Origin of the sequence: Bifidobacterium asteroides (assembly GCF_009683175.1) — a bacterium.
Lineage (GTDB): Bacteria > Actinomycetota > Actinomycetes > Actinomycetales > Bifidobacteriaceae > Bombiscardovia > Bombiscardovia asteroides_H.
Window position 1 is genome coordinate 218,679 of the sequence record NZ_WKKW01000003.1, and the last position, 12,201, is coordinate 230,879.

Genomic DNA, 12,201 nt, shown 5'->3' on the forward strand with positions numbered 1-12,201 from the left:
CATGAGCCGCGCCGGGCGGGTCTTGGCAGTGGTCAGGCGGCTGGCGGGTCTGTTGCTGGCGGTCGCCCTGCTGGCAGGCCTGCCCACGCTGACCGGCTGCGCCCCCAAGGACAGGGCCGTGGGCGACTCCTGGCATGAGGGCACCGTGCCCCACGACGGCGTGGATCGCTCCGATACGCTCGTGGCTTTGATCGGCTGCCCGCAGAAGGGCGGCAAGGACCCGGATGCCGGTCTGGACAGCCGTATCCTGGCATCATTGAAGGCGGAGAGGATGAAGGGCTATTTCTCCTCAGCGCAGTCCACCAGCGATCAGCAGGATGGGGTGCAGGATGCCATCAACCGGGGTGTCAGCCTGATTCTGATCCGACAACCCGGAGCCGGCGACTGGACCCCGGCCCTGAAGGCAGCCCGGAAGGCGGGCATTCCTGTGGTAGAGTTCGCTCAAAGCGCCAAGGCTTGGATTCCTGACCCAGGTAGGCTCTACTATGCGGCTACAGTCCACCCGGTGGATCCTGCCGGGGATCCACACGCGCCCCTGCTGGCCGACGCCCTGCAGACCATTGTGGACGACGGACCGCATGCAAGGATTATGGCCGTGCGCCTGAGCGCCGACAGAGAGGGGGGCCAAGGATGAGCACAGGCAGTGATCAAGAGCCGACCACGGGCACAGCAGCGGGCACAGGCTTTCCGGACACCGACCGGCCGGGGCTGAGCTCCCAGGAGGTGGAGCGGCTGAAGGCCCAGGGCCTGGTCAACGTCTCCCAGGACCAAACCTCCCGCAGCCTGGGTCAGATCATCCGCGACAACGTCTTCACCCTCTTCAACGGAATCATCCTGACCGCCATGGTGGTGGTCCTGCTGACCGGGCAGTGGAAGGACGCGGTCTTCGGCCTGATCATCATCATCAACACCGGCATCGGCGTGGCCACCGAGCTCAAGGCCAAGCACACCCTGGACGGGCTGTCCATCCTGGTGGCCTCCGACTACACGGTGCGCAGGGATGGGCGCAACCTGACCGTGCCTCACGATGCCATCGTCAAGGGGGACCTGCTCTGGATCCGCTCCGGGGACCAAGTGCCCGCCGATGCGCAGATCATCGACACCTACGGCCTGGAGCTGGACGAGTCCATGCTGACCGGCGAATCGCGCACGGTCAAGCACAAGCCAGGGGACCAGGTCTACTCGGGCTCCACGGCCGTCTCGGGCATGGCCCTGGCCCAGGTGACTGCCGTGGGCGCCGACTCCTACGCCGCCACGCTGACGGCCAAGGCCAAGGTCTACAAGAAGGTCCGCTCCGACCTGAACGAGGGCATCAACACCATCCTCAAGGTCATGACCGTGGTAGTCATTCCCCTCTGCCTGCTGCTCATCTTCACGCAGATGCGGACCGTGGGCGGCTTCCAGACTGCCCTGGCCACCGGAGCCTGGCGGCAGGCCGTGGTGTCCGCCGTGGCCGGGGTCGTGGGCATGATCCCCGAGGGTCTGGTCCTCTTGACCTCCCTGAACTTCGCCCTGGCCGCCATCCGCCTGGCCCGGCATCAAACTTTGGTCCAGCAGATGGAGTCCGTGGAAACCCTGGCCCGGGTGGACGCCTTGAACCTGGACAAGACCGGCACAATCACCGACGGGGGCATCGTCTATGACGACCTGCACCAACTGGCCGAGGACATCCCGGCACAGCAGCTCCGGCAGGCCCTGGTGGACGTCTGCGCGGAGGAGAGCCCCAACGCCACCGGCCGAGCCATCCTCAAGGGGATGGACGACCTACACCCGGGCAGGGCCGTCAGCCGCCTGCCCTTCTCTTCGGCCCGCAAGTGGAGCGCTGTGGCCGACCAGTCCGGCAAAATCTGGTACTTCGGCGCCCCGGAGGTGCTCCTGGCATCCCAGGCGGGCAGCTGGTCCCAGGTGGACCAGCAGGTGGCCGACCTGGCCGACCGTGGCTACCGGGTGCTGATGCTGGCCGCTCCCGATGAGTACCCGGGCACCGACCAGCCTGACTACTTCACCAGCAGCCCCGACCTGCCCGGGAACCTGAAGCCCCTGGCCCTGATCACCTGCTCGGAGCACATCCGCGACGACGCCGCCGAGACCCTGGCCTGGTTCCGCCAGCAGGGCGTGCGCTGCCGGGTCATCTCGGGCGACAACCCGGCCACGGTGGCGGCCATCGCCAACAAGGTGGGCCTGACCGGCGACCGGGCGCCCAGGGCCATGGATGCCCGTAAGCTGCCCAAGGACACGGCAGCCCTGGCCGATGTCCTGGAGGACGTGGACGTGCTGGGCCGGGTCCTGCCCGACCAGAAGAAGGCCATCGTCCAGGCCCTGCACCTGAAGGGTCACACGGTGGCCATGACCGGCGACGGGGTCAACGACTCCCTGGCCCTGAAGGAGGCTGACCTGGGCATCGCCATGGGCAATGCGGCGGCCGCCACCAAGGCCGTGGCCCAGCTGGTCCTGGTGGATTCGCGCTTCTCCCACCTGCCCGACGTGGTGGCCCGTGGCCGGCAGGTCATGGCCAACATGGAGCGTGTGGCCGGCCTCTTCCTGGTCAAGACCGTCTACTCGGCCCTGATCTCCCTGGGCGTGGTCCTGACCGGCATCCCCTTCCCCTACCTGCCCCGGCATATCACCTACATCGGCGCCCTGACCATCGGCACGCCGGCCTTCTTCCTGGCCCTGGCCCCCAACACCAGGCGCTACCGGCCCGGCTTCCTCAAGCGTGTGGTCACCTTCGCCCTGCCCTCGGGCATCGCCACGGCTTTGATTGTGCTGGCGGCGGCCTGGAGCCTGCCCGGCCTGCTGGGTCTGGATCTGGCCCGGCCCGGGGACCTGGGGCGCTGGCGGTCGGTCTGCGCCATCGTCCTCTTCTGCATGGGCGTGCTGGTCCTGACCCAGGTGGCTCGGCCCCTGCGCTCCTGGAGGGGCCTGCTGGTCCTCTTCTTCGGCGCAGCCGGGGTGATCGGGGCACTCATCCCCATGGTGGCGCAGTTCTTCGCCATCAGCCTGCCCACCGGTCCGGCCCTGGTCGCCACCGTGGCCTTCGCCCTGGTGGGAGCCCTGCTCATGGTCCTGGCCGTCCTGGGCTATCCGGCATGCGCACGTTACATCCGTCAGGTAACACATGGGCGCTAAGAATGAACCTCACAAGCACAGATAAGCGTCACTGACGGCCTGGGGTCCTCCCGCCGCCGGTCCACATGGGCGCCAGGGCAGGGCCCGAGCGTCCAAGGAAGGGGTGGTGCATGTCAGAATCCGCACAAGATGCCGGTCGTTCCAAGCTCAAGGTGGGCTCCGAGGAGTTCGAATACTACCGGATCAGCGACCTGCCGGGCATCGACCACCTGCCCTACAGCCTGCGCATCCTGGCCGAGAATCTGCTGCGGCACCAGAACGGGACCACGGTGACCCGGGACCAGCTGGATCAACTGCTGAACTGGGACCCCAAGGCCCAGCCCGACAGGGAGATCCAGTTCAGCCCCGCCCGGGTGCTCATGCAGGACTTCACCGGCGTGCCCTGCATGGTCGACCTGGCCACCATGCGCGATGCCGTCAAGGCCCTGGGCGACGACCCCTCCCTGGTCAACCCGCTCATCCCCGCACAGATGGTCATCGACCACTCCGTCCAGGTGGACAGCTCGGGCGTGCCCGGCGCCCTGGAACACAACATGGACATGGAATACCAGCGCAACAGTGAGCGCTACCGCTTCCTGCGATGGAGCCAGCAGGCCTTCCAAAACTTCCGCGTGGTGCCCCCGGGCACCGGCATCATCCACCAGGTCAACCTGGAGTACCTGGCCCAGGTGGTCATGCGCAGGGACAGGACCCAGGGGGAGGGGCCGGCCCTGGTCTATCCGGATTCCTGTGTGGGCACCGACTCCCACACCACCATGGTCAACGGCCTAGGCGTGCTGGGCTGGGGCGTGGGCGGCATCGAGGCCGAGGCGGCCATGCTGGGCCAGCCCATCTCCATGCTGGTGCCCCAGGTCTTGGGCTTCAAATTGACCGGATCCATTCCCGAGGGGGTCACCGCCACCGATGTGGTGCTGACCGTGACCCAGATGCTGCGCGAGGTGGGCGTGGTGGGCCGGTTCGTGGAGTTCCACGGCAAGGGTCTGGCCCAGGTTCCCCTGGCCAATCGTGCCACCCTGGGCAACATGAGCCCTGAGTTCGGCTCCACCTGCGCCATCTTCCCCATCGACCGAATCACCCTGGACTACCTGCGTCTGACCGGCCGCAGCGACGATCATGTGCACCTGGTGGAGGCTTATGCCAAGGCCAACGGCCTGTGGATGGACCCGGAGGATGCCGACTGCCCCGAACCCGAATATTCGCAGGTGCTGGAGCTGGACCTGTCTACGGTGCGGCCCTCCATCGCCGGCCCCCGGCGGCCCCAGGACCGCATCCTGTTGGACCAGGCCCAGAAGACCTACCAACGGGACCTCAAGGATTACAGCGACCAGGAGAAGGACAAGGGCGAGGCTGTGCCGGTCAAGAAGGCCGACGGCAGCGAGTTCAGCCTGCGGGATGGGGATGTGGTCATCGCGGCCATCACCTCCTGCACCAACACCTCCAACCCCTCGGTCATGGTGGCCGCCGGTCTGCTGGCCCGCCAGGCGCGCGCCCGGGGCCTCAAGCCCAAGCCCTGGGTCAAGACCTCGCTGGCTCCAGGCTCCCAGGTGGTGACGGACTACCTGAACAGGACCGGCCTGAGCAAGGACCTGGACGCCCTGGGCTTCGAGCTGGTCGGCTACGGCTGCACCACCTGCATCGGCAACTCCGGCCCCCTGGACCCGGCCATCCACCAGGCCATCGCCGATCATGACCTGACGGTGACGGCCGTGCTCTCGGGCAACAGGAACTTCGAGGGGCGCATCAGCCCGGACGTGAAGATGAACTACCTGGCCTCGCCGCCCCTGGTGGTGGCCTACGCCCTGGCCGGCACCATGGACTTCGACCCCTGGAGCGACCCCCTGGGCCGGGACAGCCAGGGCAAGCCTGTCATGCTGGCGGACATCTGGCCCTCCCAGGAGGCCATCGAGTCCGTGGTGGGCACTGCCCTGGACCGGGACATGTACCTGCGCGACTATGCGGACGTCTTCGGCGGGGATGATCGCTGGCGGAAGCTGGAGGTGCCGGAGGGCGAGCTCTTCCACTGGGATCAGGATTCCACCTACATCCGTCGCCAGACCTTCTTCGACGGCATGAAGGCCCAGCCCGACCCCCTGGAGGACATCCACGGGGCCCGGGTGCTGGCATTGCTGGGGGATTCGGTCACCACCGACCACATCTCGCCCGCAGGAGCCATCAAGGCCGACGCGCCGGCCGGCCGCTACCTGCAGGAGCACGGCATAGCCCCCAGGGACTTCAACTCCTACGGCTCCCGGCGCGGCAACCACGAGGTCATGGTCCGGGGCACCTTCGGCAACATCCGCCTGCGCAACCAGCTGCTGGCCTCGGTGGGGCTGGATGTGCGGCCGGGAGGGTTCACCTACGACTTCCTGAACGGCCAGGAGACGACCATCTTCGAGGCGGCGCAGGACTACGCCAGGCAGGGCACGCCCCTGGTGGTGCTGGCCGGCAGCGAGTACGGGACGGGCTCCTCCAGGGACTGGGCGGCCAAGGGCACCCGGATGCTGGGCGTGCGGGCCGTCATCGCCAGGTCCTTCGAGCGCATCCACCGCAGCAACCTGATCGGCATGGGCGTGCTGCCGCTGGAGTTCCCAGCGGGTCAGTCGGCCCAGAGCCTGGGGCTGGACGGCCAGGAGACCTACGACCTGGTTGGCGTCGACGCCTTGAACAGCTCCCTGCCCGAGCAGGTCCAGGTGCGGGCCCAGCGGCCCGACGGCAGCAGGGTTGAGTTTGCGGCCAAGGTGCGCATCGACACCCCTGGCGAGGCTGAGTACTACCGCAACGGCGGCATCCTGCAGTACATGCTGCGTGGGCTGCTGTCCAGGGCCGGCCAGGAGGCCTGAAGATACAAAAATCCCCGCCCCCCGATGCCAGGGGCGGGGATTTCTTATATCAGTTGCGGTCGCCGACCAGATTCAGGATGTAGAGGAAGAGGTTGACGAAGTCCAGGTAGAGGTTGAGGGCGCAGAGGATGGAGACCCGCTTGATGGCCTCCGGCCCCTGGCTGCGGTAGGTGGCGAAGATGACCCTGGTCTGCTGGGCGTCATACATGGTCAGCCCGGCGAAGAGGATGATGCCGATGGCCGAGACCACGCGCAGGGCCGTGTCGGAGGGGGCTACGAAGAGCATGACCACCTCGACCAGGATCAGCATGAGCAGGCCGGCCATGAAGATGGACCCCATGCCCAGCATGTTGCGCCGCGTGGTCAGCCCCAGCATGCTGAGGACGAAGAAGAAGCCCGCGCTGATCACCAGGGTCAGCATGATGGACGGCAGTGAGTAGGTTATGAAGATGGTGCTCAGGGTGAAGCCCATCAGGGCCGCATAGATGTAGAACATGACCCGGGCGGTGGAGGTGCGCATGCGCATAACCCGGACGCTCAGAATCATGGCGAAGGCCACCTGGACCACGGCCATGCCGATCCAGCCCAGGGCGCCCGTGGCCTGCATGAAGGCCAGGAGCAGTCCGGTGCGGGCGGTCAGGTAGGCCGTCAGGGCGGTGACCAGCAGACCGACGGCCATCTCCGCATAGGCGCGGGACATGGAGACCCGCTCCGCCTTTTCAAAGCTGTATGCTGCGTTGGTGTCGATGGGCGAACCCATGCCGTAGGGCTCACCACCCTGCATGGTCGGCATCGGCTGCTGCGCGTACTGACCGTATGGGGCCTGCGGCCGCGGATTCCCGTTGAAAGCCATCTGCTCCTCCTTGTCTTCCCGCCTGTGGCGGGATGGTCGTCTTGTTCAATTCTACATGGCCGGTTCGGCCATATAACAGGTGTTTGCTCTGGTTGGAATCAGGCGGGGATGGCCGCCATGGCGGGGTGGTTGCATGCCCACATCCCGCCATGGCGGTTGCCCCTCTCCTGATATGCCGTCCAGCCCTTGGAAGGGTGGACGGAGTGTGGTGGGGGCGCGGGAGGGAAATGTCGGCTCTCTTGGGGTTTGAGCCTTTAAGTGGCACTTGTCCTCCCTGCTCCCCCTATGTGGGCCGGGGGTGGGGGGATTGATACGCCGCCCGGCCGCTCTTACTCGTGCGAAGCATGTGACAGTTGGTGTTGTTCTCGCCTGTGGCGGCGTGAGGCCAGGACCCCGCCCATGCCGGTCATGCCTGTGGTCAGGGCGAGCAGGATGCCTTCCCCACCGGCCCTTGGGAGCACGCCTGCAGGCAGGTACGTGTATCTGAGGGAGGTGTCGGTCAGCGTGCTTCCTGCGCCGCCCAGCGTGTAGTCCACGCTGACCGTGACCGTGCCCGGCCGGTGCGCGGGCGTGAGCACGGTCACGCTATTACTATCGCCGCGCGTCAGGTTCGTGCCGGCATTGCTGTCGAATCTGACGCCGGTGATCACCAGCTGCAGGTTGAACACCACCGGCACAGGAACAGTCGAATTGCTATAGCTGTTGTTGCCGAGCTGGCCTTTGCTGTTCGATCCCCAGGCGTAAGCGGTCCCGTCGCTGCCCACGGCCAGCGAATAATAGAGTCCTGCGCTTACCTGTGCAGCTCTCAGTCCTCTGCTCTTGTCGGTGGGGTTGGCGGGGTCGCGCACGCGCATAGGAACAGGATTCGCGTCACTGTGCCCGCTGGCGGTGTTGTTGCCGAGGTTACCATAGTAGTTGTCTCCCCAGGCGTAGGCGTATCCGTCGCTGCCCAGGGCCAGCGAATCCTCGTATCCGGCGCTGACCTGCAGGTAGGTGAAATCCTTTGGCAGGTCCGGGTACGTGTTGCGGTCGGGCGTCTTCACCCTGACTGGCGTATGCCGGTCGGTGGTTGTCCTGTCGCCGAGCTCGCCGTTGCTGTTGAATCCCCAGGCGTAGGCGTTGCCGTCGCTGCCCAGGGCCAGCGAATGCTGGCATCCGGCGCTGACCTGCAGGTAGGTGAAATCCTTTGGCAGGTCCGGGTACGTGCTGCGGTCGGGCGTCCTCACCATGACCGGCGTAGACCGGCTGGTGCCGGTTGTCCCGTCGCCGAGCTGGCCCCGGTCGTTGTATCCCCAGGCGTAGGCGTTGCCGTCGCTGCCCAGGGCCAGCGAATAACTCCATCCGGCGCTGACCTGCAGGTAGGTGAAGTCCTTGGGCAGGTCCGGGTACGTGTTGCGGTCGGGTGTCTTCACCCTGACTGGCGTATGCCGGCCGACGAAGGAGACCGTCCCGTCGCCGAGCTGGCCATCGCCGTTGTCTCCCCAGGCGTAAACGTTGCCGTCGCTGCCCAGGGCCAGGGAATGCTGGTCTCCGGCGCTGACCTGCAGGTAGGTGAAATCCTTGGGCAGGTCCGGGTACGTGTTGCGGTCAGGCATCTTCACCCTGACCGGCGCATGCCGATAGCTGCCCGCGTCGCCGAGCTGGCCATACCCGCTGTTTCCCCAGGCGTAGGCGTTCCCGTCGCTGCCCAGGGCCAGGGAATGATAGCCTCCGGCGCTGACCTGCAGGTAGGTGAAATCCTTGGGCAGGTCCGGGTACGTGTTGCGGTCAGGCATCTTCACCCTGACCGGCGCATGCCGATAGCTGCCCGCGTCGCCGAGCTGGCCATACCCGCTGTTTCCCCAGGCGTAGGCGTTCCCGTCGCTGCCCAGGGCCAGGGAATGATAGCCTCCGGCGCTGACCTGCAGGTAGGTGAAATCCTTGGGCAGGTCCGGGTACGTGTTGCGGTCAGGCTTTTTCACCATGACCGGCGTAGACCGGTCGGTGTACGTCCCGTCGCCGAGCTGGCCCCAGTTGTTGTATCCCCAGGCATAGGCATTCCCATCACTGCTCACCGCCAAAGAAGAAATTCCTGCTTGTGATCCGCTGACTTGGCTGAACCTGATGCCCTGGCTGGCGCTGTCTGGCGGGGTGATGGTCGTGGGTTCCCTGCCCAGCTGGCTACCCTTATTAGGGCTGATGCTCCACGAGCTGTTCCGGCTTGCCGGCGTCCACTTGGCGGTCAGGGTCAGGTCCCTGGTGACGGGCCTGCTGAAATCGTAGGCGACCTCGCCGGTGAACCATCCGTCGAACAGGAAGCCTTGGCGCGTAGGGTCGGGGGAGGGCCGCTTCACCCTGCCGTTGGTGGTGGGGAAATGCTGGTCTGCTGGTTCGGGTTTTCCTCCGCCCGTGTTGAATCGGACCGTGAGCGTGGATCTTGGTTCCGTGCCTCGTGTCAGCGGCTGGTCGACCGTGTACTTAAGGCTCTTGGTGAAGGGCTGGCCGTCCTGCCTGCCGGCGATGAGAATGGCGGCTGGCCCCGGCTTGCGGGCGGGCATGTCAGCCTGCCAGGAGCCGTTGTTCTTGATTAGTCTGAGCGGCTGGCCGTCCATGCTGGCTGTTTCCAGGATGGGCGCGGTGCTGGTGTAGATCCTATCGGGTTTGCCCCCCTTGCCCTGCTCGTCCAGGCTCCACGTGAATATGCCGCCCAGCTTGTCGTTGGCGGTGATTCTGCTGCCGGCAGTTGCGGCCTGCACGTAGGCCTGTTCCCCCTTATCTGCGCGGATGGGTGCCTTGCCGGGCTTCCAGGCCCAGACGTGGCCGTCCGTATCAGTGATGATGGCCTGGTCATTGTTGGCGGTGATTCTGCTGGCTTGCACGCCGTCCGGCAGACCGGCGGCTGTGGGACTGGTTGTGCTGTCGGCTAGGTACCGGGCTCGTCCCTTTGAATCCAGTAGGAGAAAGCCTCTGCTGAGGGGTTGCGCTTGGACGGTGTGCGTGCGCGGATCCTGCTTGACGCGTTCGGGTTTGGCGCTTCCGGTCTTGCCTGCGTCCCAGGCCCATGCCTGCCCGTCGGAATCCAGGGCGAGGATTCGGCTGGCGGCGGTGACGGCGGTGACGGCCTGCGCCTTTCCGGGCAGTCTGGTTGTTTCCTGCTCGTCGGGCTTCGGGTTCTGGCTGTCTTGGAAGGTGTGGACCTGTCCCTGCCGGTCCACCGCCAGCAGAAGGTCATCGTTCAGGCTGATGCTGGTGAACTGGGTGTTCTGACTGGTCTTGAGGATGATGGGGGTTGATTGTCCGCTGGCCCAGGTGTATATCTGCTGGTCGGATCCCAAGGCGGCCTGCCGGTGGCTGCCGGCTGAAACCTGCAGGTAGTGGAACCCGTCGGGAGCCTGAGTGGGGGGAGGGACTTGTTTGGGTGTGCCGTCTTGTGTCCATGTGTAGATGCGGCCGTCGCCTGTCAGACTGACAATTTGGTCTTCTGAAGTTTGGATGCTGGCGAACTGAGGCTCCCTCCTGTCTGGCGGGTTGATGGTCAGTCGGGCGCCGGAGGCAGGCCCGTGGTTCGGGCTCAGTGTCCAGTCAGTTATCTTGGTCCACTTGGCTTTCAGGGTTGTGTCCTGGAGGATGGGGGTCCGGGAGTCGAAAGGCCGACCGTCAAGCGTCCACCCGTCGAACCGGAAGCAGGGACGTTGAGGATTGTGCTGCGTGGGAGCGGCTAGAGTCCCGGTCTTTACGGTTACTTGGGTGGGTTTGTTTCCGTTGGCTGGGTCAAAATGCACGATGTGCGAAGCTTGATTATCTGCTTGTTCGGCTGATTTAGTTGGAGCAGAGTCTGCGCCGCCGGGTGTTCCCATCGTCAATGACGGGGTGTTTGGGCTCGGTGTTGCGGAGCTTAATGGTGTGGTGGTCTGTATAGGTGATGGTGTGGGTAGTGGAGTGTTGGTTGCGTTGCTGGGGAGAGCGCCGGGGGTTTGCTCAGCTACGCGAGGGGTCTGACGACCCCCCCCCCCCGGTGAGGATAGGAGCATCCGCGTTGGCGGATGCGACGCCCAGGCCTGCCAGCAGGCTGATCAGGACGGTCATCATCGCCATGATGCGACGCAGACGGGAAACCAGATGCATGAAACCAAAACCCCTTCACCAAACACCAAGCGGAATCAGAACCGCCTGCCTATTCAAATTTCTACCTGTCAACGCTAGCTCCGTATCAAATTGCAAGAGCAAATGGCGTAAGCCAGTCGTCTTCTCGACGTCCCCCGCTTTTCACCCTACCACCCGGTCAGCAGACAACACACAAGCCAGAGCCAGCCGCTTGGCATCAATGATTCTCTTGGTCAAAGAGAGCGTTGTTGACAGCATTGTTTGACAACGGGAGCACGGACAGCGGCAGCGATGGCTTAAGTTGCAAACTCTATGGTCGACCCTGCCGTGTTCGTTTCCCCCGAAGCGGGAATAAGAGCGCCTTGCCCAGATCTCTGCTTGTGAAAGTGCGGTGGGGACGCAAGAGGAGTGTCGGCTCCTTGGGGATTGGGCCTTATACGACACTTTCCTACATGCATCCCCACTTGAGGCGGGTGGATGGGGGTTGTGACCCACCTGCCGGCCTTCTTACTCGAGTGAAGTGTGTAGGAGCTGACGTATTTCTCTCCTATGGCGGCGTGAGGCCAGGACCCCGCCCATGCCGGTCATGCCGGTGGCCAGGGCGAGGATGATGCCTTCGCCGCCGGCATGAGGGAGCACGCCTGCAGGCAGGTATGTGTATCTGAGGGAGGTGTCGGTCAGGATGCGTCCTGCGCCGCCCATTGCATAGTCGACGCTGACTGTGACCGTACCTGGCTGGTGTGCGGGTGTGAGCACGGTTACGCTGTTACCGTTGCTGACAGGAGCCAGGTTCGTACCTGGGTCGGTGTCGAATCTGGCTGCAGTGATCACCGGCTGCAGGTTGAACAACACCGACACAGGGACGTTTGAGTCGTCGGTAGTGCCGTCGCCGAGCTGGCCATAGCTGTTTTCTCCCCAGGCGTATGCGTACCCGTTGCTGCCCACGGCCAGCGAATGATGGTCTCCGACGCTGAACCGTGTGGCTTGTAGCCCTTTGCTAGCGTCGGCTGGACTGGTGGGGTCGCGTACTGGCACAGGAACACTTGAGTTGCTGGTAGTGCCGTCGCCGAGCTGGCGATACAGGTTCCATCCCCAGGCGTATGCGTATCCGTTGTTGCCTACAGCTAGTGAGTGCTCGCCTCCAGCGTTGATCGCTGTGGCTTTGAGCCCTTTGCTCGCATCCTTGGGGCTGGTGGGGTCGCGCACGCGCACAGGAACTGTCGAATCTGCTGTGTTGCTGTTGCCGAGTTGGCCATAGTTGTTTAATCCCCAGGCGTAGGTGTATCCGTCGCTGCC

Annotated in this window: 7 protein-coding genes; 3 read left to right on the forward strand and 4 right to left on the reverse strand. The window is 65.0% G+C overall.

Annotated features, from left to right (window positions below):
• Position 1: 1 nt before the first annotated feature.
• The 3 genes from GKC41_RS06190 to acnA all read left to right on the forward strand — a co-directional run bounded on the left by GKC41_RS06190 (position 2) and on the right by acnA (position 5,969).
• Positions 2-634: a substrate-binding domain-containing protein gene (locus GKC41_RS06190; RefSeq protein ID WP_154313409.1), complete on the forward strand. Its 633-nt coding sequence runs from the start codon at positions 2-4 to the stop codon at positions 632-634.
• Entirely contained in the window at positions 631-3,129 is a 2,499-nt protein-coding gene (locus tag GKC41_RS06195; RefSeq protein ID WP_154313410.1) for an HAD-IC family P-type ATPase, read from the forward strand. Before GKC41_RS06190 ends, GKC41_RS06195 begins: the two co-directional genes overlap by 4 nt.
• Positions 3,130-3,239: 110 nt before the next feature.
• Positions 3,240-5,969, forward strand: coding sequence for an aconitate hydratase AcnA (gene acnA / locus GKC41_RS06200; RefSeq protein WP_154313411.1), 2,730 nt, complete (start codon positions 3,240-3,242; stop codon positions 5,967-5,969).
• A gap of 49 nt (positions 5,970-6,018) precedes the next feature.
• Here the strand turns inward: acnA and GKC41_RS06205 are convergent, their stop codons facing one another.
• The 4 genes from GKC41_RS06205 to GKC41_RS06215 form a co-directional block, all read right to left on the reverse strand.
• Positions 6,019-6,822, reverse strand: coding sequence for a Bax inhibitor-1/YccA family protein (locus GKC41_RS06205; RefSeq protein WP_154313412.1), 804 nt, complete (start codon positions 6,820-6,822; stop codon positions 6,019-6,021).
• A gap of 329 nt (positions 6,823-7,151) precedes the next feature.
• Positions 7,152-10,583, reverse strand: coding sequence for an InlB B-repeat-containing protein (locus GKC41_RS09025; RefSeq protein WP_324612070.1), 3,432 nt, complete (start codon positions 10,581-10,583; stop codon positions 7,152-7,154).
• 196 nt (positions 10,584-10,779) lie between these two features.
• Positions 10,780-10,926 carry a hypothetical protein gene (locus tag GKC41_RS08715; RefSeq protein WP_195760190.1) on the reverse strand — a complete coding sequence of 49 codons (147 nt, stop codon included), beginning with the start codon at positions 10,924-10,926 and terminating at the stop codon, positions 10,780-10,782.
• A 486-nt stretch (positions 10,927-11,412) separates the two neighbouring features.
• The coding region (locus GKC41_RS06215; protein WP_418904393.1) for an RCC1 domain-containing protein at positions 11,413-12,201 on the reverse strand (789 nt) is incomplete at its 5' end.